Origin of the sequence: Achromobacter sp. RW408 (genome assembly GCF_003184165.1) — a bacterium.
In the GTDB taxonomy this organism is placed as follows: Bacteria; Pseudomonadota; Gammaproteobacteria; order Burkholderiales; family Burkholderiaceae_B; genus Achromobacter; species Achromobacter xylosoxidans.
In genome coordinates, this window is the sequence record NZ_QHHO01000022.1 from 110,418 (window position 1) to 131,961 (window position 21,544).

17 protein-coding genes are annotated in these 21,544 nt (G+C 65.6%); 2 read left to right on the plus strand and 15 right to left on the minus strand.

The annotated features are described in order from the left end of the window. Nucleotide 1: 1 nt before the first annotated feature. Both mfd and serB read left to right on the plus strand, forming a co-directional pair. A complete protein-coding gene (gene mfd, locus DK459_RS02775) occupies nucleotides 2-3,484 on the plus strand; it encodes a transcription-repair coupling factor (protein WP_006389226.1) in 3,483 nt (1,160 codons plus the stop codon). A 23-nt stretch (nucleotides 3,485-3,507) separates the two neighbouring features. Further along, nucleotides 3,508-4,365 carry a phosphoserine phosphatase SerB gene (gene serB, locus DK459_RS02780; RefSeq protein WP_020924737.1) on the plus strand — a complete coding sequence of 286 codons (858 nt, stop codon included), beginning with the start codon at nucleotides 3,508-3,510 and terminating at the stop codon, nucleotides 4,363-4,365. 61 nt (nucleotides 4,366-4,426) lie between these two features. Here the strand turns inward: serB and DK459_RS02785 are convergent, their stop codons facing one another. The 15 genes from DK459_RS02785 to DK459_RS02855 form a co-directional block, all read right to left on the minus strand. Then, nucleotides 4,427-6,661 (minus strand): TonB-dependent siderophore receptor, encoded by a 2,235-nt coding sequence (locus DK459_RS02785; RefSeq protein WP_233256748.1) that lies wholly within the window; start codon nucleotides 6,659-6,661, stop codon nucleotides 4,427-4,429. 217 nt (nucleotides 6,662-6,878) lie between these two features. After that, nucleotides 6,879-7,208, minus strand: a complete 330-nt coding sequence (locus DK459_RS02790; RefSeq protein ID WP_024068076.1) for a DUF2818 family protein — start codon at nucleotides 7,206-7,208, stop codon at nucleotides 6,879-6,881. A gap of 12 nt (nucleotides 7,209-7,220) precedes the next feature. After that, on the minus strand, nucleotides 7,221-8,705 hold the full coding sequence (gene nuoN, locus DK459_RS02795) for an NADH-quinone oxidoreductase subunit NuoN (RefSeq protein WP_006389222.1): 1,485 nt from the start codon (nucleotides 8,703-8,705) through the stop codon (nucleotides 7,221-7,223). 9 nt (nucleotides 8,706-8,714) lie between these two features. Continuing rightward, nucleotides 8,715-10,217 (minus strand): NADH-quinone oxidoreductase subunit M, encoded by a 1,503-nt coding sequence (locus DK459_RS02800; RefSeq protein WP_020924741.1) that lies wholly within the window; start codon nucleotides 10,215-10,217, stop codon nucleotides 8,715-8,717. Then, nucleotides 10,214-12,250 (minus strand): NADH-quinone oxidoreductase subunit L, encoded by a 2,037-nt coding sequence (gene nuoL, locus DK459_RS02805; protein WP_006389219.1) that lies wholly within the window; start codon nucleotides 12,248-12,250, stop codon nucleotides 10,214-10,216. Before nuoL ends, DK459_RS02800 begins: the two co-directional genes overlap by 4 nt. Before the next feature lie 17 nt (nucleotides 12,251-12,267). Beyond that, nucleotides 12,268-12,576, minus strand: a complete 309-nt coding sequence (nuoK, locus tag DK459_RS02810) for an NADH-quinone oxidoreductase subunit NuoK (protein ID WP_006217969.1) — start codon at nucleotides 12,574-12,576, stop codon at nucleotides 12,268-12,270. Beyond that, nucleotides 12,573-13,223: an NADH-quinone oxidoreductase subunit J gene (locus DK459_RS02815; RefSeq protein WP_006389218.1), complete on the minus strand. Its 651-nt coding sequence runs from the start codon at nucleotides 13,221-13,223 to the stop codon at nucleotides 12,573-12,575. The genes nuoK and DK459_RS02815 overlap by 4 nt, the downstream gene beginning before the upstream one ends. A 17-nt stretch (nucleotides 13,224-13,240) precedes the next feature. Continuing rightward, nucleotides 13,241-13,729: an NADH-quinone oxidoreductase subunit NuoI gene (gene nuoI, locus DK459_RS02820; protein ID WP_006389216.1), complete on the minus strand. Its 489-nt coding sequence runs from the start codon at nucleotides 13,727-13,729 to the stop codon at nucleotides 13,241-13,243. A gap of 21 nt (nucleotides 13,730-13,750) precedes the next feature. Then, nucleotides 13,751-14,824: an NADH-quinone oxidoreductase subunit NuoH gene (nuoH, locus tag DK459_RS02825; RefSeq protein ID WP_006389215.1), complete on the minus strand. Its 1,074-nt coding sequence runs from the start codon at nucleotides 14,822-14,824 to the stop codon at nucleotides 13,751-13,753. After that, nucleotides 14,824-17,151 carry an NADH-quinone oxidoreductase subunit NuoG gene (gene nuoG / locus DK459_RS02830; RefSeq protein WP_024068074.1) on the minus strand — a complete coding sequence of 776 codons (2,328 nt, stop codon included), beginning with the start codon at nucleotides 17,149-17,151 and terminating at the stop codon, nucleotides 14,824-14,826. Before nuoG ends, nuoH begins: the two co-directional genes overlap by 1 nt. A gap of 15 nt (nucleotides 17,152-17,166) precedes the next feature. Next, entirely contained in the window at nucleotides 17,167-18,534 is a 1,368-nt protein-coding gene (gene nuoF / locus DK459_RS02835; protein ID WP_006389213.1) for an NADH-quinone oxidoreductase subunit NuoF, read from the minus strand. Next, on the minus strand, nucleotides 18,531-19,025 hold the full coding sequence (nuoE, locus tag DK459_RS02840; RefSeq protein WP_006389212.1) for an NADH-quinone oxidoreductase subunit NuoE: 495 nt from the start codon (nucleotides 19,023-19,025) through the stop codon (nucleotides 18,531-18,533). Before nuoE ends, nuoF begins: the two co-directional genes overlap by 4 nt. A 46-nt stretch (nucleotides 19,026-19,071) precedes the next feature. After that, entirely contained in the window at nucleotides 19,072-20,328 is a 1,257-nt protein-coding gene (locus DK459_RS02845) for an NADH-quinone oxidoreductase subunit D (RefSeq protein WP_006389211.1), read from the minus strand. Between the two features lie 3 nt (nucleotides 20,329-20,331). Continuing rightward, nucleotides 20,332-20,958, minus strand: a complete 627-nt coding sequence (locus tag DK459_RS02850) for an NADH-quinone oxidoreductase subunit C (RefSeq protein ID WP_049072038.1) — start codon at nucleotides 20,956-20,958, stop codon at nucleotides 20,332-20,334. A gap of 82 nt (nucleotides 20,959-21,040) precedes the next feature. Then, complete coding sequence (locus DK459_RS02855) at nucleotides 21,041-21,517, minus strand: NADH-quinone oxidoreductase subunit B family protein (RefSeq protein ID WP_006217960.1); 477 nt, start codon at nucleotides 21,515-21,517, stop codon at nucleotides 21,041-21,043. Nucleotides 21,518-21,544: the final 27 nt, after the last annotated feature.

Below are 21,544 nucleotides of genomic sequence, written 5' to 3' on the forward strand. Positions count from 1 at the left end.
GATGCCTGCTCCCAGCCTGATGCCCGCTCCCACCTCCTCCGCCACGGCAGCGCCGCCCGTCCCCGCGACCGCCCCCACTCTCGCCGCGCTCAAGCCCGGCACGCGCTATGCGCAACCCCGGCCACCCGGCTCGGGCGATGCCTGGCTGCTGGCCGACCTGGCCCGGCAGGCCGGCGCGCCGCTGGTGGTGCTGACCGCGGAGCCGCTGGAAGCCCAGCGCCTGGCCGAGGAAATCGCGCTGTTCGCGCCCGGCCTGCGGGTGCGCCAGCTGCCCGACTGGGAAACCCTGCCGTACGACGCCTTCTCGCCGCACCAGGACCTGATCTCCGAGCGCCTGCATACCCTGCATTCGCTGATGATGAAGACGGTGGACGTGCTCACGGTGCCGGTCACCACCGCGCTGTACCGGCTGGCGCCGCCGTCGTTCCTGGCGGCCTACACCTTCTCCTTCAAGCAGAAGGACAAGCTCAACGAAGCAGCGCTGCGCGCGCAGCTGACGCTGGCCAACTACAACCACGTCACCCAGGTCACCGCGCCCGGCGAGTTCTGTCTGCGCGGCGGCCTGATCGACCTGTTCCCGATGGGATCGGCGCTGCCCTACCGGCTTGACCTGTTCGACGACGAGATCGAGACCATCCGCAGCTTCGACGTCGACACCCAGCGCAGCCTGTACCCGGTGCGCGAGGTGCAACTGCTGCCGGGGCGCGAATTTCCCATGGACGAGGAATCGCGCAACCGCTTCCGCGCGCGTTTCCGCGAAGTGTTCGAAGGCGATCCCTCGCGCGCCCTGCCCTACAAGGACATCGGCAACGGCATCCCCTTCGCCGGGGTCGAGTACTACCTGCCGCTGTTCTTCGACGAGACGGCCACGCTGTTCGACTACCTGGCCGAAGGCACGCTCACCGTCACGGTCGGCGACATCGACGACGCCATGATGCGCTTCAGCCAGGACACCGGCAGCCGCTATGGCTTCCTGAAAAGCGACCGCGAACGGCCGGTGCTGCCCCCGTCCGCGCTGTTCCTGGACGAGCAGGCGCTGTACGCCCGCCTGAAGGATTTCCGCCGCCTGGCGCTGGGCGCCGGCCAGCCGCATCCCGACTTCCGCGCCGCGCCCGACGTCAGCGTCGCGCGCCGCGCCGAAGACCCGATCGCCAAACTGCGCGCGCTGGTGGGGCGGCACGATGGCCGCGTGCTGCTGTGCGCCGATTCGGCGGGCCGGCGCGAGACGCTGGTGCAGATGCTGAACGAGTTCGGCGTCACGCCCGACGCGCAACCCGAGACCATCGAGGCCTTTCTCGCGTCCGACGCCCATTTCGGCATCGTCGCCGCGCCCCTGGCCACCGGCTTCGAGCTGCCGCAGGCCGGGCTGGCGTTCCTGACCGAAAACGACCTGTATCCCGGCGTCGCCGCCACCGGCCGGCGCGGCAAGCGCGACCAGGAACGCGCCAGCAACGTCGAAGCGATGGTGCGCGACCTGTCCGAACTGCGCGCCGGCGACCCGGTGGTGCACGCGCAGCACGGCATCGGCCGCTACCACGGCCTGGTCAACATGGACATGGGCGAAGGCGAGATGGAGTTCCTGCATCTCGAATACGCCAACGGCAGCACGCTGTACGTGCCGGTGTCGCAGTTGCACGTGATCGCCCGCTACAGCGGCGCCGATCCGGAAGCCGCGCCGCTGCACCAGCTCGGCTCGGGCCAGTGGGACAAGGCGCGCCGCAAGGCGGCCAAACAGGTGCGCGACACCGCCGCCGAACTGCTGGCGCTGTACGCCCAGCGCGCCGCGCGCGAGGGCTTCGCCTTCAACCTGCCGCTGAACGACTACCAGGCCTTCGCCGAAGGCTTCGGCTTCGAGGAAACGGCCGACCAGGCCGCCGCCATCGAGGCCGTGATCGCCGACATGACCTCGGGCCGGCCGATGGACCGCCTGGTGTGCGGCGACGTCGGCTTCGGCAAGACCGAGGTGGCGCTGCGCGCCGCGTTCCTGGCGGTGGCCAACGGCAAGCAGGTCGCCCTGCTCTGTCCGACCACGCTGCTGGCCGAACAGCACGCGCAGACCTTTTCCGACCGCTTCGCCGACTGGCCGGTGCGGGTGGTGGAGCTGTCGCGCTTCCGCTCGGCCAAGGAAGTATCGGCCGCCATCGAGGGCATCAACGACGGCCGCGTCGACATCGTCATCGGCACCCACAAGATCCTGTCCAAGGACGTGAAGTTCAAGCGCCTCGGGCTGGTCATCATCGACGAGGAACACCGCTTCGGCGTACGCCAGAAGGAAGCGCTCAAGGCGCTGCGCGCCGAGGTCGACGTGCTGACGCTGACGGCCACGCCGATCCCGCGCACGCTCGGCATGTCGCTCGAAGGCATCCGCGACTTCTCGGTCATCGCCACCGCGCCGCAAAAGCGCCTGGCGATCAAGACCTTCGTGCGGCGCGAGGACGGCAGCACGCTGCGCGAGGCGCTGCTGCGCGAGCTCAAGCGCGGCGGCCAGTGCTACTTCCTGCACAACGAGGTCGAGACCATCCACAACCGCCGCGCGCGCCTCGAAGAGCTGGTGCCCGAGGCCCGCATCGCGGTGGCCCACGGCCAGATGCCCGAGCGCGACCTGGAACAGGTGATGAAGGGCTTCTACCAGCAGCGCTACAACGTGCTGCTGTGCACCACCATCATCGAGACCGGCATCGACGTGCCCAGCGCCAACACCATCGTGATCCACCGCGCCGACCGCTTCGGCCTGGCGCAGCTGCACCAGCTGCGCGGCCGCGTCGGCCGCTCGCACCACCAGGCCTACGCCTACCTGCTGACGCCGGGCGAGGACGCCATCACCAGCAACGCCAAGAAGCGGCTGGAAGCGATCCAGGCCATGGAGGAACTGGGTTCGGGCTTCTACCTGGCCATGCACGACCTGGAGATCCGCGGCACCGGCGAAGTGCTGGGCGATTCGCAGTCCGGCAACATCCAGGAAGTCGGCTTCTCGATGTACAACGAGATGCTCAACGAAGCGGTGCGCGCCCTGCGCGCCGGCGAAGAGCCGGACCTGGACGCGCCCTTCAACCTGGCCTGCGAGGTCAACCTGCATGCGCCGGCGCTGCTGCCGTCCGACTACTGCGCCGACGTGCACGCGCGCCTGAGCGTCTACAAGCGCCTGGCCCACGCCGCCGACGAGGACGACCTGATCCAGATCCAGGAAGAACTGATCGACCGCTTCGGCAAGCTGCCCGAGGCGGCGCAGACGCTGCTGACCACGCACCGCCTGCGCCTGGCCGCGCAACCGCTGGGCATCGTCAAGATCGACGCCAGCGAAACCCAGGCGCTGCTGCAGTTCGGCCCCAAGACCAGCGTCGATCCGGCCAAAATCATCGAGCTGGTGCAGCGGCAACGCCACATCAAACTCGCCGGACAGGATAAATTGCGGGTTGAGATCAAGGCCGCGCAGATCCCGGCTCGCGCCGATGCCGTGCGCGCCGTGCTGCGCGCCTTGAAGTAACCCGCCCCGACCTTCGCATTTTTATGACTATCCATCACCTCGTCGTCCAATCCCCCGGCCTGACCGTCGAACACGCCGAACAGCTCGCCGCCCTGGCGCAGGCGCAAGGCGTGGCCCGCATCAGCGCCACGGCCGCGCGCCTGCTCGACGTTCAGCACGACGACGCCACCCGCGCCGACGTGGTGGCGTGGGCCGAGCGCCATGGCATCGACACCGCCTTCGTGCCGGCCGGCCTGAAGCTGTCGCACTGCAAGGTGCTGGCGATGGACATGGACTCGACGCTCATCAACATCGAGTGCATCGACGAGATCGCCGGCGTGGCCGGCGTCAAGGACAAGGTCTCGGAAATCACCGAGGCCGCGATGCGCGGCGAGATCAAGGACTTCGCCGAAAGCCTGCGGCGCCGCGTGGCGCTGCTCAAGGACGTGCCGGCCGAAGCGCTGGAACAGGTCTACACCGAAAAGCTGCGCCTGAACCCGGGTGCAGAACGCCTGATCACCACCGCCCAGGCCGCCGGCATCAAGGTGCTGCTGGTGTCCGGCGGCTTCACCTTCTTCACCGACCGCCTGCGTGAGCGCCTGAAGCTGGACAGCGCGCACGCCAACACGCTGGAAATCGACAACGGCGTGCTGACCGGCCGCGTGCTGGGCGATATCCTGGACGCCGACGCCAAGGCCGTCTACCTGCGCGAGTTCGCCCGCACCCACGGCGCCACCAAGGAGCAGGTCATCGCCATGGGCGACGGCGCCAACGACCTGAAGATGCTGGGCGCCGCCGGCTTCCCGGTGGCCTACCACGCCAAGCCGCTGGTGCGGCAGCAGACCCGCTACGCGCTGAACGTCTCGGGCCTGGACGGCGTGCTGAACTGGTTCGAAAGCTGATCTTGGCGGATCCGCAGAGAAGGGCGGCCACCGCAAGGTGGCCGCCCGGTCTGCATACCGCTCAGTAGCGCAGTCTCACGGACAGCAGCGCCGCCCTGCCCGTGCCGAGCGCGGCGTGGTTCTTCGGCCTGGCCCGGGTGTAGAAAGTCTGGTCGAACACGTTCAGGACATTGAGCTGCAACGCCAGGTGGGAGCTGAACTTGTACTTGGCCATCGCATCGAAGCGCCAGTACGACGGCACCCAGCGCGCCTTGGGCGCACCGCTGGCATCGACGCCCGCGTCGGCGTTGCCGTAGACCTTGTCGACATAGTAGGCGCCGCCGCCCAACGTCAGTTCAGGCAGCACCTTGTAGGTGGACCACAGGCTGAACGCATTGCGCGGCGTGTTCGGCAGATCCTGGCCCTCGGCGCCGATGTCCTTGCGTCCGCCCCGGATCAGCTTGCTGTCCAGGAAGGTATAGCCGCCATAGATGTTCCATGCCGGCGTGATGGAACCGGAGAAGCCCAGTTCGATGCCGCGCACGCGGGTCTGGCCCGCCTGCTCGTATTCGTTCGGCAACACCTCGATGTTGGTGTTCCTGCGCGTATCCTGGAACACCGCGCCCGTCAGCGTCAGGCGTTCATCCAGGACCAGCCACTTGACGCCCGCCTCGACCGAACGGCTTTTTTCCGGCGCCGCCGCCTCGTCCGAGCTTTTCCTGAGAATGTCGGAAGCCGTGGCACCCGCCACCGCGGACGGCGTGGACGACGTGCCATAGGACGCATAGATCGTGCCTTGGGGCACGGGCTTGTAGGCCAGGCCCAACTGGTAGTTGAACAGATTGTCGGTGCGGCTGTAGCCCTGCTTTTTCTTGTCGTGGCCGCTGGTGCGGTAATTGTCCCAGCGCAAGCCGACGCTGGCCTGCCATTGTTCGTCGAACTTGAGGGTGTCGAAGCCGTACAGCGCCAGGGTGTCGGTGGCGTAGGGAGCCGGCCAGCTGCGGGCGGTGCGGCAAGGGTAGGCCACGTTCGGATCGGGATTGCGCAACGAGGTCTGCGTCAGATCGGCCGGGCATTTGGTGACGCCATCCGAAGACAGGACCTGGTCGTTGGTATAGGCCATGGTCTGCTTCACGCTGGTGTACTCGAAGCCCAGGTCGAACCCGTGCTTGACGGCGCCGGTCAGGAACTCGCCGCTCAGGTCGGTCTGGTTCGCGAATGCCTTGGTGGTGTAGTACCTGCCGTAGGCCGGCCTGTCCACGATCCCCGCGGGCAGGTTTGCGAGCGTGAGGTCGGGCTGGGTGGCGAGGTAATCGGCGGTTTCGCGGCCATATCGAACCACGTTGCGCAACGTGAGCTTGTCGGAGAAATCGTGCTGGAAATCGACGGTGGCCATGCCATCGCGCGTCTTCATGAAGTCGCGTTCGGCCAGGCCGTAGAAGTTCTTGCGGCTGATCCCCAGGGTCTCCGTGACCGGCAGACCCACTCGCGGGTCGTAGGGGATGGAGTAGTCCGGCATGCTGTCGTTCTGGTAGTGGTAGTAGCTCAGCGTGATGCGGGTCGGCGTGCCCATCCCCAGCATCAGCGACGGCGCCACGCCCCATCGCTCGAAATTCACCGCCCTGTCGCGGCCCGGCACGTCACCCTTGGTGCCCATGACATTCAGGCGGAAAGCGGATTTTTCGCCCAGCCGCCAGTTGCTGTCGACGCTTCCCCGGTAGTTGCGGTCGGTGCCGATCTGGCCCGTGACCTCGATGGCATCCTTGGCCTTGGGCGCCTTGCTGACGAGGTTGATGCTGCCGCCCGCCCCGCCGCGGCCGGAATAGACCGAATCGGGCCCCTTGATGATCTCGACCTGTTCCAGGTTGAAGGTGTCGCGCGCCTGCATGCTGGCATCGCGCATTCCGTCCAGGAACAGGCTGCTGGCGGCATTCTGGCCGCGGATGACGGGCAGGTCGCCGCCGGCGCGCCCGCCTTCGCCAGCAGCGAAGGTGATACCCGGCGAGTTCTGCAGCACGTCCTGCAAGGAGCTGGCGGACTGGTCGGACATGACCTGCTTGGGCACCACCTGCACCGAACGCGGCGTGTCCAGCAGCGGCGCGGTCATCTTGGGCGACTGCGCGGCATCGGGCTGGTAGGGCGAATCCTCGCCCTCCACTTCCACCGGCGCCAGCTGCGTGACGCCATGGGCGCCGGACTGTGCCAGCGCATAGGGGCCGATGAACAGTGCGGGAACCGCCACCGCGGCAGCCAGCGAACTGGCCAGGGTATTCAATGCATACGAGTCTTCGTGCTTCACCATCAACCTCCAGAACATGAATGACAAGCATTCCTGTTTATGACAGGTTGCGATTCTGTATTGGAAAGCTGATCGAGTTCAGGCCGTGCCCGGAAATCGGACGCGGTAACGCGAGAGTGGCGTGGTGTGATGCCATTTCGCCACGAAAACGGCAATCGACGGCAACACTGGCACGCATAAGCAAAACGCCCCTTGCGGGGCGTTTTGCAGGTACTGCGAAGGCGTGGCGAGCGGTTCAGGTCCGCAGGCGGGGATGGCGCTTGAAGAGATAGCGATACACGAATCCCGGATAAGCCAGCACCAGGTACAGGCTCAACGTGATGGCGTAGAACTCCCAGGTCTGCGCGAAGCGATTGCCCAGCACGGACTCGAACGTGAAGCCCAGGGCGCCCACGATCAGGTAGAACACCAGTACTTCGACCAGGCGCATCCAGAACGGCTTGACGGCCTCGGCTCCGCCCTGCTTCCACGGCAGCACGGCGAACACGCGCTCCGTCAGGAAAGGCAGGTTCGCGCTGACCAGGGCCAGCGCGATCAGGAGCCATACCGCCAGGGTCTGGTTCATGGCCCGTTCCGCTTACAGGCTGAGCGAGCTGCGGATGGCCTGCACGCACAGGGCCATCAGGCCGCCGGGCAACAGGCCCAGCACCAGGATCAGCAGGCCATTGACCGACAGCACGCCGCGTTGGCCGCAGGTGGCCGACATCGGGGCGGCATCGGCCGCCGGCTCGTCGAAGTACACGACCTTGACCACGCGCAGGTAGTAGAACGCGCCGATCAGCGAGAACAGCACCGCGATCACGGCCAGCGTGACGTGGCCGGCGCTGACCAGCGCCTGCAGCACCGCCAGCTTGGCGTAGAAGCCCACCAGCGGCGGGATGCCGGCCAGGGAGAACATCAGCAGCAGCACGATGGCGGCATGCCACGGGCTGCGGCGGTTCAGGCCCTTCAGGTCGTCGATGTGCTCGCACTCGAAACCCTGGCGCGACAGCAGCAGCACGATGCCGAAGCTGGCCAGCGTGGTCAGCACGTAGGTCAGCATGTAGAACAGCGACGCGCCGTAGGCGGCGGACGCCAGTTCCGGCTTGCCGGCCACCGAGCCCGACATCAGGCCCAGCAGCACGAAGCCCATGTGCGAGATGGTCGAGTAGGCCAGCATGCGCTTGAAGTTGGTCTGCGCGATGGCGGTCAGGTTGCCGATGGCCAGCGACAGCACCGCCAGGATCATCAGCATCGGCTGCCAGTCGGCCGCCAGGCCGTGCAGGCCGTCGACCAGCAGGCGCAGCGTGATGGCGAAGGCCGCCAGCTTGGGCGCGCCGCCCAGGATCAGCGTGACCGCGGTCGGCGAACCCTGGTAGACGTCCGGCACCCACATGTGGAACGGCACGGCGCCGAGCTTGAACGCCAGGCCCGAAACCAGGAACACAATGCCGAACACCAGGGCCAGCTTCTCGGCCTTGCCGGCGGCGATGACCTTGGAGACTTCGGCCAGGTCCAGGTGACCGGTGGCGCCGTAGACCATCGACATGCCGTACAGCAGGAAGCCCGAGGCCAGCGCGCCCAGCACGAAGTACTTCATGGCGGCTTCGGTGGCGACGACGTTGTCGCGACGCAGCGCGATCAGCGCGTACAGCGCCAGCGACATCAGCTCCAGGCCCAGGTAGATCGAGATCAGGTTGCCCGACGAGATCATCACCATCTGGCCCAGCAGGGCGAACAGCGTCAGCACGTACAGTTCGCCGCCGCGCATCATGTCGCGCAGCTGGGCGTAGACGCGGCCGTAGACCAGCGTGACCGCCACCGCGATGTACGAGGCGATCTTGAGCAGGTGCGACAGCTCGTCGGTGACGTACAGGCCGTTGAAGGTCGAACCCGTGACGCCGTTCTTCCACTGCAGCGCCGACACCACGGTCAGCACGCCCAGCGCCAGCATGGTCAGCAGGAACGTCGGCTTGCGCTCGGGGTGATTGCTGACCGCGTCGACGAGCAGGATAGCCAGGCCGAAAACCAGCAGGAGGATTTCCGGTGTCGCCAGGGCGAAATCGATTTGGGATTGCATCATTGTCTTGTCTTACAGTTTCGAGACGGCAACGTGTTGCAGCAGGGCCTCGACCGACACGTGCATCACGTCGGTGAAGGGCTTGGGATAGATCCCCATGTACAGCACGGCGATCGCCATCACGCCAAGAATCACGAATTCGCGGCGGTTGATATCGGTCAGCTCGCGGACGTGGTCGTTGGCGACGTCGCCCAGGACCACGCGCTTGACCATCCACAGCGAATACGAAGCGCCCAGGATCAGCGCGGTGGCCGCCAGCAGGCCGATCCAGAAGTTGTGCTCGACCGCGCCCATGATCACCATGAACTCGCCGACGAAACCGCTGGTGGCCGGCAGGCCGCTGTTGGCCATCGAGAACAGGATGAAGAAGGTGGCGAAGCGCGGCATCACGTTGACCACGCCGCCGTAGTCGGCGATGCGGCGCGAGTGCATGCGGTCATAGAGCACGCCGATACACATGAACATGGCGCCCGAGACGAAGCCGTGGGAGATCATCTGCACGATGGCGCCTTCGACGCCGGCCGTGTTGAAGATGAAGAAACCCAGGGTGACGAAGCCCATGTGGGCGACCGACGAATAGGCCACCAGCTTCTTCATGTCGTCCTGCACGATCGCCACCAGGCCGATGTAGATCACGGCGATCAGCGACAGCGTGATCATCAGGCCGGCCAGGCTGTGCGAGGCGTCGGGCGCGATCGGCAGCGAGAAGCGCAGGAAACCGTAGGCGCCCAGCTTCAGCATGATCGCGGCCAGCACGATGGAGCCGCCGGTGGGCGCCTCGACGTGGGCGTCCGGCAGCCAGGTGTGCACCGGCCACATCGGCACCTTGACCGCGAAGGCCGCCAGCAGCGCCACGAAGATCAGGATCTGCGGGGTGTAGCCCAGCTTGGTCTGCTGCCAGGTCAGGATGTCGAACGAACCGCCCGAGGCATTCCACAGGTAGACGAACGCCACCAGCGTCAGCAGCGAGCCCATCAGGGTGTAGAGGAAGAACTTGAAGGCCGCGTACACCCGGTTCGGTCCGCCCCAGACGCCGATGATGATGTACATCGGGATCAGCGTGGCTTCGAAGAACACGTAGAACAGCATGCCGTCCAGCGCGCAGAACACGCCCACCATCAGACCCGACAGGATCAGGAAGGCGGCCATGTACTGCGACACGCGGCTGGTGATGACTTCCCAGCCGGCCAGCACCACGATGATGGTGATGAACGCGGTCAGGAGCACGAACCACAGCGAAATGCCGTCCACGCCCAGGTGGTAGTTGACGTTGAAGGCTTCGATCCAGGAGGTCTTCTCGACGAACTGCATGGCAGCCGTCTTGGAGTCGAACCCGGTGTACAGCGGGATCGTGACGAGGAAGCCGGCGATCGAGCCGATCAGCGACAGGCCGCGCGTCAGGCCGGGACGGTCGTCACGGCCCACCGCCAGCACCAGCAGGCCGAATACGATCGGGACAAAGATCGCAAGCGTGAGCCAGGGGAAAGTGTTGGATGCCATCTCGCTTGCCATCATTGGGGAATCAGCACAAAGAAAGTCACCAGCGCCATGATGCCGATGATCATCGCGAACGCGTAGTGATAGATGAAGCCGGACTGCAGGTGGCGGCTGATCGCCGACACCCAGCCCACCACGCGGGCGCTGCCGTTGATCAGCAGGCCGTCGATGATGCCGCGGTCGCCGGTCTGCCACAGGCCACGACCCAGGCAGCGCAGGCCGCGGGCGATGATCTGCTCGTTGACCCAGTCGACGTAGTACTTGTTCTCAAGCACCTTGTTGACGCCCGACAGGCTCGACTTGATCGCGGCCGGGACCTTCGGGTTGATCAGGTAGCAGTACCAGGCGATGACCGCGCCGGCCACGACCAGCCAGAACGGCAGGGTCTGGAAGGCGTGCAGGCCGAAGGCGACCCAGCCGTGCCATTCTTCATGCAGTTCGTGCATGGCGGGATGCTGCGGCAGCACCGTGATCACGCCGTTGAAGAACTTGCCGAACAGCATCGGATCCACCGCCCAGGCGCCGATCAGCACCGACGGGATCGCCAGCAGGATCAGCGGCAGGGTCACGACCCAGGGAGACTCGTGCGGCTTGCCGCCGTGGTGGCCATGGTCGTCGTGGCCGTGGTCGTCATGGCCGTGCGCGTCGTGGCCGTGGCCATGACCGTGGTCGCTGGTGTCGAAGCGTTCCTTGCCGTGGAAGACCAGGAAGTACACGCGGAACGAGTACAGCGAGGTCACGAACACGCCGATCAGCGTGGCGTAGTAGGCGAAGCTGGCGCCCCAGACGTGGGCGGCGCCGGCCGCTTCGATGATGTGTTCCTTCGAGTAGAAACCCGAGAAGAACGGCGTGCCGACCAGGGCCAGCGTGCCCAAGAGGAAGGTGATCCAGGTGATGGGCATGTACTTGCGCAGGCCGCCCATGTTGCGGATGTCCTGGTCATGGTGCATGCCGATGATGACCGAGCCCGCGCCCAGGAACAGCAGCGCCTTGAAGAACGCGTGCGTCATCAGGTGGAAGATCGCCACCGAGTAGGCCGAGGCGCCCAGCGCGACGGTCATGTAGCCCAGCTGCGACAGCGTCGAATACGCCACCACGCGCTTGATGTCGTTCTGGATGATGCCCAGGATGCCCAGGAACAGCGCGCCGATGGCGCCGATCACGATGATGAACGACAGCGCGGTGTCCGACAGCTCGAACAGCGGCGAGAAACGCGCGACCATGAAGATGCCGGCCGTCACCATGGTGGCGGCGTGGATCAGCGCGGAGATCGGGGTCGGGCCTTCCATCGAGTCGGGCAGCCAGGCGTGCAGGGGCACCTGCGCCGACTTGCCCATGGCGCCGATGAACAGGCAGATGCAGGCCACGGTCAGCAGCATCCAGTCCGAACCGGGCAGCGTCAGCTTGGACAGCTTGTCGGCCTGGGCGAACACTTCACCGTAGTGCATGGTGCCGGCGTAGGCGAACAGCAGGCCGATGCCGAGGACGAAGCCGAAGTCGCCGACGCGGTTGATCAGGAACGCCTTCATGTTGGCGAAGATCGCGGTCGGGCGGGTGTACCAGAAACCGATCAGCAGGTACGACACCAGGCCCACCGCTTCCCAGCCGAAGAACAGCTGCACCATGTTGTTCGACATCACCAGCATCAGCATGGAGAACGTGAACAGCGAGATGTACGAGAAGAAGCGCTGGTAACCGGGATCGTCGGCCATGTAGCCGATGGTGTAGATGTGCACCATCAGCGACACCGAGGTCACCACGACCATCATCATGGCCGACAGCGGATCGATCAGGAAGCCGATTTCCAGCTTGGTCTGGCCGATCAGGCTCCAGGTGTAGACCGCGCCGTCGAAGCGCAGGCCGTTGAGCACGTCGCCCAGCACCACCACCGAACCGATGGCGGAGATGAGCACGCCCAGGATGGTGATGACGTGCGAGGCGCGACGGCCGATCGGACGGCCCAGGAACCCGGTGCCGAAAAGGCCCGCGAGGATTGCTCCGGCCAGCGGCGCCAGCGCGATGAGCAGGTAGAGATTGGGTGAGCTAGACATTTTCTTCCAATACCCCGTCAGCCCTTCAGGCGATCGAGTTCGTCAACGTTGATCGTGTTCAGGTTGCGGAACAGCAGCACCAAAATGGCCAGGCCGATCGCCGCTTCGGCGGCGGCCACGGTCAGGATGAAGAACACGAACACCTGGCCGGCGGTGTCGCCGAACCAGCTGGAGAACGCCACGAAGTTCATGTTGACGGCCAGGAGCACCAGCTCGATGGACATCAACAGGATGATCAGGTTGCGGCGGTTCAGGAAGATGCCGAAGATCCCGATGGCGAACAGGATCGCCCCCAGGATCAGGTAATGGGCCAGCGTCAGCGTCATTGTTTTTCTCCTTGGGGCGCGGCGGGCGCGGCGGTGCCGTTCTGGGCCTGGGCGCGCTCGCTCTGGGCGGGCATGCTCACCATGCGGAAGCGGTCCTTCGAGCGCACGCGGACGGCGGCGACCGGGTCGTTGTACTTGACGTCGCGGCGGCGGCGCAGGGTCAGCGCGATGGCGGCGACCATGCCGACCAGCAGCAGCGCGGCGCCGACTTCGATGGCGTAGATGTAGTGCGTGTACATCGCTTCACCGAGGGCGCGGGCATTGTTGTAGTCGCCGGCGACCGGGGCCTGCGGGCCCGCGCCGTACCAGGTCGAACCCAGCACGAAGGCCATTTCCAGCACCATCACCAGGCCGATCACCAGGCCCAGCGGCAGGTAGGTCTTCATGCCCTGGCGCAGCGCATCCATGCGGATGTCGAGCATCATGACGACGAACAGGAACAGCACCATCACGGCGCCCACGTACACCAGCACCAGCAGCAGCGCGAGGAACTCGGCGCCCAGCAGCATCCACAGCATGGCCGCGTTGGCGAACGCCAGGATCAGGTGCAGGACGGCGGTGACCGGGCTGCGCGCGGTGATCACGCGGAACGCCGCGATCACCAGCACGGCGGCCAGTATGTAAAACAGGACAGTGGTAAAAGTCATGGATCAGGACCCTGGGCTCAACGGTAGGGAGCGTCTTCGGCCCGGCGGCGGGCGATTTCGGCTTCGTAGCGGTCGCCCACGGCGAGCAGCATGTCTTTGGTGAAATACAGGTCGCCGCGCTTTTCGCCGTGGTATTCGTGGATGTGCGTTTCCACGATCGAGTCCACGGGGCAGCTTTCCTCACAGAAGCCGCAGAAAATGCACTTGGTCAGGTCGATGTCGTAGCGCGTGGTGCGGCGGGTGCCGTCGTCACGCTGGTCCGACTCGATGGTGATGGCCAGCGCGGGGCACACGGCTTCACACAGTTTGCACGCGATGCAGCGCTCTTCCCCATTGGGGTAGCGGCGCAGCGCGTGCAGGCCGCGGAAACGCGCCGAGGTCGGCGTCTTTTCCTGCGGGTAGCGCAAGGTCACCTTGCGCTTGAAGAAATACTTGCCCGTCAGGCGCATGCCCTTGAGCAGTTCGGCCAGCATCAAGCTGCCGAAGAAATCTTTGATCGCTTCCATATCCTGCCTCTGCCTGGCGGCTTAGCGCCAAATGTTCCAGGGCGTCTGCATCCAGATCGCCACAATGACCAGCCAAACACCGGTCAGCGGGATGAAGATCTTCCAGCCCAAACGCATGATCTGGTCGTAGCGGTAACGCGGGAACGACGCGCGGAACCACACGAACAACGAAACCACGACGAACGTCTTGAGACCGAGCCAGATCCAACCCGGGATCCAGGTCAGCGGCGCGATGTCGATCGGCGACGCCCAGCCCCCCAGGAACATGATCGAGGCCATGCACGACAGCAGGATCATGTTGGCGTATTCGCCCAGGAAGAACAGCGCGAAGGCCATGCCCGAGTATTCGACCATGTGGCCGGCCACGATTTCCGATTCGCCTTCCACCACGTCGAACGGGTGGCGGTTGGTTTCGGCCACGGCCGAGATCACGTAGATCACGAACAGCGGCAGCAGCGGCAGCCAGTTCCAGGACAGGAACGTCAGGCCCTTGTCGGCGAACCAGCCGCGGTTCTGCACATGCACGATCTCGGACATGTTCAGGCTGCCGGACACCAGCAGCACCGTCACCAGCACGAAGCCGATGGCCAGTTCGTACGACAGCATCTGGGCCGAGGCGCGCAGCGCGCCCAGGAACGCGTACTTCGAGTTCGAGGCCCAGCCGGCGACGATCACGCCGTACACGCCGATCGACGTGATGGCCATGATGTACAGCAGGCCGGCGTTGACGTTGGCCAGGACCACGTCGGGGCCGAACGGCACCACCGCCCAGGCGGCCAGGGCCGGCATCAGCGTGACCACGGGAGCCACGACGAACAGCACCTTGTTGGCCTGGCTGGGGACCACGACTTCCTTGGTCAGCAGCTTGAACACGTCGGCGAACGGCTGCAGCAGCCCCTTGAAACCGACGCGGTTCGGGCCCATGCGCACGTGCATGGCGCCGATCATCTTGCGCTCCCAGTACGTCAGGTAGGCGACGCACAGGATGATGGGCACGGCGATGACCACGATCTTGATGATCGTCCAGAGAACCATCCAGACCGTCGGACCGAGCAATGCCGTTCCGTGGCTTTCAAGAACATTGAGCCATTCCATCAGGCACGCTCCACGCTGAGTTGACCAAATGCGCCACCCAGGGCTGCGGTATTTTCAAAGGCTGCGGCGATGCGCACGGCGCGATCGGCCACGGCGTCGTCCTGCACGGTTTCGAGCTCGACAGCGCCCTGCCCGCCCGTCACGCGGACCTTGACGCCGGCGGTCAGGCCCAGGCTGGTGAGCGTGTTGCCGTTCATGCGGGCGGCGGGCTTCTTCGAAGCCGGCGCGGCCTGCAGCGGTTCCGAGCGGCGCACCATGGCGTCGCTGCGGTAGATCGGCACGTCGGCGACGCGTTCCAGCCCGGTCAGGGGCTGGCCCAGGCCCAGCGGGGCCTTGATGTCGTTGGACAGGCGGCCTTCGACGCCGCCGGCCAGCGCGGCATCGCGCACGGACTCGGAGGTTTCGTCATCGAAGCCAGCCAGGTGCAGGACGTTGCCCAGCACGCGCAGGACCTTCCAGGCCGGACGGGTCTGGACGAAAGGCGCGACCGTGCCCTTGAAGCTCTGGGCCAGGCCCTGGGCGTTGACGAAGGTGCCCGAGGTTTCGGTGAACGGCGCCACCGGCAGCATGACGTCGGCCCATTCGGCGGCGGCCGAACGGTAAGGCGTCAGGGCCACGGCGAATTGCGCGCCGCGCAGCGCGGCGATGGCTTGCTGGCCATTGTCGGCATCCAGCAGCGGCTCGGCGTGCAGCACCACGTAGGCCTTGAGCGGCTCGGCCAGCATGGCGGCGGCGTTCTTGCCGCCCTTGCCCGGGATGGCGCCGGCCAGGTAACCACCGACGGTGTTGCCGCCGGAGGTCAGGAAACCGAACTTGCCGCCGGCCAGGTCGGCCACGGCGCGGCCGTTGGCGGCCAGGGTCGAGGCCTGGGCGCTGGCCACGGCCAGGTTGCCCATCAGCACGGCGGTGTTGGCGCCCGACGCCAGGCTGGCGGCGATGATCTTGGCGTTCTCGCCCGGGGTGACCGAGGCGAACTCGGCCGGCACCGCGGCTTCCTTGGCTTGCGCCAGGGCCACGGCCACTTCGGCCAGGGCGCGCGGCAGCTCGGACGGGGCCACGGTGAGGCGGCCGGCGACCGGCATCAGGGGATCGTCGGCGGCACTGTCGACCATCAGGATCTGCGTGCCGCGCTTGGCGGCCTGGCGCAGGCGCTGGGCCATCAGCGGGTGATCCTTGCGCAGGAACGAGCCGACCACCAGGACGCGGTCCAGGTTGTCGAGTTCGGCGATGGGCATGCCCAGCCACGGCGCGCCGGTCAGCGCGGCGTCGAAGGCCGGGTCGGTCTGGCGCAGGCGGAAATCGATGTTCTCGGAACCCAGCGCGCGGACCAGGCGGCCCAGCAGCGCGTATTCCTCGGTGGTGGCGTATTCCGACGCCAGGGCGCCGATCTGGCCGGCGCCAAAGCTGTCACGCACGCGCGACAGGCCCTGGGCCACGGCAGCCAGGGCGTCGGCCCAGGAGGCTTCCTGCCACTTGCCGTCGGCGCCCTTGATCATCGGCGCGGCCAGGCGGTCTTCGCTGTTCAGGCCTTCGTACGAGAAGCGGTCGCGGTCGCTGATCCAGCATTCGTTGATGGCTTCGTCCTCGAACGGCACCACGCGCATGACGCGGTCGCCCTTGACCTGGACCACCAGGTTGGCGCCCAGGCTGTCGTGCGGGCTGACCGAACGGCGACGGGCCAGTTCCCAGGTGCGGGCGCTGTAGCGGAAGGGCTTGGAGGTCAGCGCGCCCACCGGACAGATGTCGATCATGTTGCCCGACAGTTCGGATTCGATCGAGCGGCCCACGAACGAGGTGATTTCGGAGTGCTCGCCGCGGCCCAGCATGCCCAGTTCCATGACGCCGGCGATTTCCTGGCCGAAGCGCACGCAGCGGGTGCAGTGGATGCAGCGGCTCATTTCCTCGGCGGAAACCAGCGGGCCCAGGTCCTTGTGGAACACCACGCGCTTTTCTTCCTGGTAACGCGAGGAAGAGCCGCCGTAGCCCACGGCCAGGTCCTGCAGCTGGCATTCGCCGCCCTGATCGCAGATCGGGCAGTCGAGCGGGTGATTGATGAGCAAGAATTCCATCACCGACTTCTGAGCGGCGCGAGCCTTCTCGGAGCAGGTGTGCACGACCATGCCGTTCGTCACGGGGGTGGCGCAGGCGGGCAGCGCCTTGGGCGCCTTTTCCACTTCGACCAGGCACATGCGGCAGTTGGCCGCGATGGACAGTTTCTTGTGGTAGCAGAAATGCGGCACGTAAAGCCCGACTTTCTGGGCCGCATGCATCACCATGCTGCCCTCGGGCACTTCTACCGTATTGCCGTCGACGGTTAGTTCAACCATTGCTGTTCCTGAGACCTACAGATATTGCGGAACCACACACGACTTGTGCTCGATGTGGTGCGCGAATTCGTCGCGAAAATGCTTGAGGAAGCCACGCACGGGCATGGCGGCGGCGTCACCCAGGGCGCAGATGGTGCGGCCCATGATGTTGCCCGCCACGTTGTCCAGCATGTCCAGATCTTCCGGACGGCCGTGGCCGTTTTCGATGCGGTGCACCATGCGGTACAGCCAGCCGGTGCCTTCGCGGCACGGCGTGCACTGGCCGCAGCTTTCCTCGAAATAGAAATACGACAGGCGCAGCAGCGACTTGACCATGCAGCGCGTCTCGTCCATGACGATCACGGCGCCCGAACCCAGCATGGAACCCGCCTTGGCGATGGCGTCGTAGTCCATCGTGGTTTCCATCATGATGTCGGCCGGCAGCACCGGGGCGCTCGAACCGCCCGGGATCACGGCCTTGAGCTTCTTGCCGCCGCGCATGCCGCCCGCCAGTTCCAGCAGGGTCGAGAACGGGGTGCCCAGCGGGATCTCGTAGTTGCCGGGACGCTCGACGTCGCCGGTGATCGAGAACAGCTTGGTGCCGCCGTTGTTGGGCTTGCCGACTTCGAGGTAGGCCTGGCCGCTGTTGCGGATGATCCAGGGCACCGCCGCGAAGGTTTCGGTATTGTTGATGGTGGTGGGCTTGCCGTACAGGCCGAAGCTGGCCGGGAACGGCGGCTTGAAGCGCGGCTGGCCCTTCTTGCCTTCCAGCGATTCCAGCAGCGCGGTTTCCTCGCCACAGATGTAGGCGCCATAGCCGTGGAACGCGTGCAGCTGGAAGTTGAATTCCGAACCCAGGATCCTGTCGCCCAGGAAACCGGCGGCGCGCGCCTCTTCCAGGGCCTCTTCGAAGCGCTCGTAGACTTCGAAGATTTCACCGTGGATGTAGTTGTAGCCGACGCTGATGCCCATCGCGTAGGCGGCGATCGCCATGCCTTCGATCACGATGTGCGGGTTGAAGCGCAGGATGTCGCGATCCTTGAACGTGCCCGGTTCGCCTTCGTCCGAGTTGCAGACGAGGTACTTCTGGCCCGGGAAGGCGCGCGGCATGAAGCTCCACTTCAGGCCGGTCGGGAAGCCCGCGCCGCCGCGGCCGCGCAGGCCCGACGCCTTGACTTCGGCGATCACGTCTTCCGGCTTCATGCCGGTGGTGAGGATCTTGCGCAGGGCTTCGTAGCCGCCGCGCTTGACGTAGTCGGCCAGGCGCCAGTTGGCGCCGTCGACGTCGGCCATGATCTGCGGCTTGATGTGACGGCCGTGCAGGCACATCGAATTGGACAGGTCGTTCAGCGGGTTGGGCTCCAGGCCCTGCGCGAACTGCTTGTAGATGTCCGGCGCGTTCATGCCGACTCTCCTTGCGCCTTGAGGGCCGCGACCAGCGCGTCCAGCTTCTCTTCGGTCATGCGCACGCACATATGCTTGTTGTTCACGATCAGCACGGGGGAATCGCCGCAGGCGCCCATGCACTCGCCCTCGACCAGGGTGAACTGGCCGTCGGCGGTGGTTTCGCGATAGTCCACGCCCAGCTTGCGCTTGAGGTAGTCACCCGCACGTTCGCCGTCGCGCAAGGCACAGGGCAGGTTGGTGCAGACCGCGATCTTGGTCTTGCCGACGGGCTTGACGTCGAACATGTTGTAGAAGGTGGCGACTTCCTGCACCGCGATGGGCGGGACGCCGATGTAGTTCGCTACATCTTCGATGATGTCGGTAGCCAACCAGCCCTTCTCTTCCTGCGCGATGGCAAGAGAGGCCATGATGGCGGACTGCCGCTGGTCGGCCGGGAACTTGGCGAGTTCTCGGTCGATTTTCTGGTAGGCCTGTTCGGAAAGCAGCATAGTTTGAATCCGGGTTATGCGGGCGTGCTCGTGACTGTCTGGCGGATCAGCGATCGATCTCGCCGAAAACGATGTCCTGCGTACCAATGATGGTGACGGCGTCGGCGATCATGTGACCGCGCGACATTTCGTCCAGCGATTGCAGGTGGGCAAAGCCGGGGGCCCGAATCTTCAGGCGGTACGGCTTGTTGGCGCCGTCCGACACCAGGTAGATGCCGAACTCGCCCTTGGGATGCTCCACCGAAGCAAACGCTTCGCCCGGGGGCACGTGGAAACCTTCCGTGAAGAGCTTGAAGTGGTGGATCAGCTCTTCCATGTTGGTCTTCATGGCGGTGCGCTTGGGCGGGGCGATCTTGTGGTTCTCGATCATGACCGGGCCCGGGTTGTTGCGCAGCCATTCCACGCACTGGCGGATGATGCGGTTGCTCTCGCGCATTTCGGCGATGCGGACCAGGTAGCGGTCGTAGCAGTCGCCGTTGACGCCGACGGGGATATCGAAATCGAGCAGGTCGTAGACTTCGTAGGGCTGCATCTTGCGCAGGTCCCAGGCCACGCCCGAGCCACGCAGCATCGGGCCGGTGAAGCCCAGCGCCTTGGCGCGGTCGGGATCGACCACGCCGATGCCGACCAGACGCTGCTTCCAGATACGGTTGTCGGTGAGCAGGGTTTCGTACTCGTCGACGCAGGCGGGGAAGCGGTTGGTGAAGTCTTCGATGAAGTCCAGCAGCGAGCCCGAACGCGCGTCGTTCATGACGCGCACTTCCTTCTCGCCACGGTATTTGCTGGTCTCGCCGTACTGCGGCATGGTGTCCGGCAGGTCGCGGTAGACGCCGCCCGGACGGTAGTAGGCCGCGTGCATGCGCGCGCCCGAGACCGCTTCGTAGCAGTCCATCAGGTCTTCGCGTTCACGGAAGGCGTACAGGAACACCGCCATGGCGCCCACGTCCAGCGCGTGCGAACCCAGCGACATCAGGTGGTTCAGGAGGCGCGTGATCTCGTCGAACATCACGCGGATGTACTGCGCGCGCAGCGGGGCTTCGACGCCCAGCAGCTTCTCGATGGCCATGACGTAGGCGTGCTCGTTGCACATCATGGACACGTAGTCCAGGCGGTCCATGTAGGGCAGCGCCTGGATGTAGGTCTTGTGCTCGGCCAGCTTTTCAGTGGCGCGGTGCAGCAGGCCGATGTGCGGGTCGGCGCGCTGGATGACTTCGCCGTCCAGCTCGAGCACCAGGCGCAGCACGCCGTGGGCGGCCGGGTGCTGCGGGCCGAAGTTGAGCGTGTAGTTCTTGATTTCTGCCATGATTCAACGTCCCAAGCCGTAGGTGTCTTCGCGCACCACGCGCGGCGTGATCTCGCGCGGGTCGATCGTGACGGGCTGGTAAATGACGCGCTTCTGTTCCGGGTCGTAGCGCATTTCGACGGTGCCGGAGAGCGGGAAGTCCTTGCGGAACGGGTGGCCGATGAAGCCGTAGTCGGTCAGGATGCGGCGCAGGTCCGGGTGGCCTTCGAAGACGATGCCGTACAGGTCGAACGCCTCGCGCTCGAACCAGCCCACGGCCGGCCAGCATTCCATCAGCGAGGCGACCATCGGGAACTCGTCGTCCGGCGCCCAGGTGCGCACGCGCAGGCGCCAGTTGTTCTCGACCGACAGCAGGTGCGCGACCACGGCGAAGCGCGCGCGGTGCACCTTGGCGTTGGTTTCCTCGGGCAGCTGGCGCGTGCCGTTGCCCCAGGTGAGGTAGTCGACGCCACAGAGGTCGATACAGATTTCGAAGCGCAGGCCGGCTTCGGTGCGCAGCTTGTTGCAGACGGAGAACCACTGCTCCGCGGGCACTTCGAGCGTCAGCTCGCCCAGCGCCTCGGTCAGCGCGATGTCCGCGCCGAGGGTGGTCTGCAAATTGTTTTTCAGGGTTTCGAGCCTGGTCATCATCTTGTACGCTTAGGTGAACCGATACGCTGTTTCGCGGGGTCCTGCGGCGGCGTTTGCGGCGGCCGCGGACCGGTGCGCAAACTCAGCGCGCAATCGTGTTGGTCAGACGGATCTTGTTCTGCATCTGCAGCAAGCCGTAGACCAGCGCCTCGGCCGTGGGCGGGCAGCCCGGCACGTAGACGTCTACCGGTACGATGCGATCGCAGCCGCGCACCACGGAATACGAGTAGTGGTAGTAACCGCCACCATTGGCACAGGAGCCCATCGACACCACCCAGCGCGGTTCGGGCATCTGGTCGTAGACCTTGCGCAGCGCCGGCGCCATCTTGTTGCACAGCGTGCCGGCCACGATCATCAGGTCGGACTGGCGCGGGCTGGGACGGAAGATGATGCCGAACTGGTCCAGGTCGTAGCGGGCCGCGCCCGCGTGCATCATCTCGACCGCGCAACAGGCCAGGCCGAAGGTCATGGGCCACATGGAGCCGGTTTTCGCCCAGTTAAGGAACTTGTCGGCGCTGGTTGTGATGAACCCTTGCTTGAGAATGCCGTCTATAGCCATATTCGTCTCTGATAGCGTGCGGTGATG

Coding starts and splice junctions, on each gene's coding strand:
- mfd (WP_006389226.1), top strand. CDS start 2: ATGCCTGCTCCCAGCCTGATGCCCGCTCCCACCTCCTCCGCCACGGCA.
- serB (WP_020924737.1), top strand. CDS start 3,508: ATGACTATCCATCACCTCGTCGTCCAATCCCCCGGCCTGACCGTCGAA.
- DK459_RS02785 (WP_233256748.1), bottom strand. CDS start 6,661: ATGTTCTGGAGGTTGATGGTGAAGCACGAAGACTCGTATGCATTGAAT.
- DK459_RS02790 (WP_024068076.1), bottom strand. CDS start 7,208: ATGAACCAGACCCTGGCGGTATGGCTCCTGATCGCGCTGGCCCTGGTC.
- nuoN (WP_006389222.1), bottom strand. CDS start 8,705: ATGATGCAATCCCAAATCGATTTCGCCCTGGCGACACCGGAAATCCTC.
- DK459_RS02800 (WP_020924741.1), bottom strand. CDS start 10,217: ATGATGGCAAGCGAGATGGCATCCAACACTTTCCCCTGGCTCACGCTT.
- nuoL (WP_006389219.1), bottom strand. CDS start 12,250: ATGTCTAGCTCACCCAATCTCTACCTGCTCATCGCGCTGGCGCCGCTG.
- nuoK (WP_006217969.1), bottom strand. CDS start 12,576: ATGACGCTGACGCTGGCCCATTACCTGATCCTGGGGGCGATCCTGTTC.
- DK459_RS02815 (WP_006389218.1), bottom strand. CDS start 13,223: ATGACTTTTACCACTGTCCTGTTTTACATACTGGCCGCCGTGCTGGTG.
- nuoI (WP_006389216.1), bottom strand. CDS start 13,729: ATGGAAGCGATCAAAGATTTCTTCGGCAGCTTGATGCTGGCCGAACTG.
- nuoH (WP_006389215.1), bottom strand. CDS start 14,824: ATGGAATGGCTCAATGTTCTTGAAAGCCACGGAACGGCATTGCTCGGT.
- nuoG (WP_024068074.1), bottom strand. CDS start 17,151: ATGGTTGAACTAACCGTCGACGGCAATACGGTAGAAGTGCCCGAGGGC.
- nuoF (WP_006389213.1), bottom strand. CDS start 18,534: ATGAACGCGCCGGACATCTACAAGCAGTTCGCGCAGGGCCTGGAGCCC.
- nuoE (WP_006389212.1), bottom strand. CDS start 19,025: ATGCTGCTTTCCGAACAGGCCTACCAGAAAATCGACCGAGAACTCGCC.
- DK459_RS02845 (WP_006389211.1), bottom strand. CDS start 20,328: ATGGCAGAAATCAAGAACTACACGCTCAACTTCGGCCCGCAGCACCCG.
- DK459_RS02850 (WP_049072038.1), bottom strand. CDS start 20,958: ATGATGACCAGGCTCGAAACCCTGAAAAACAATTTGCAGACCACCCTC.
- DK459_RS02855 (WP_006217960.1), bottom strand. CDS start 21,517: ATGGCTATAGACGGCATTCTCAAGCAAGGGTTCATCACAACCAGCGCC.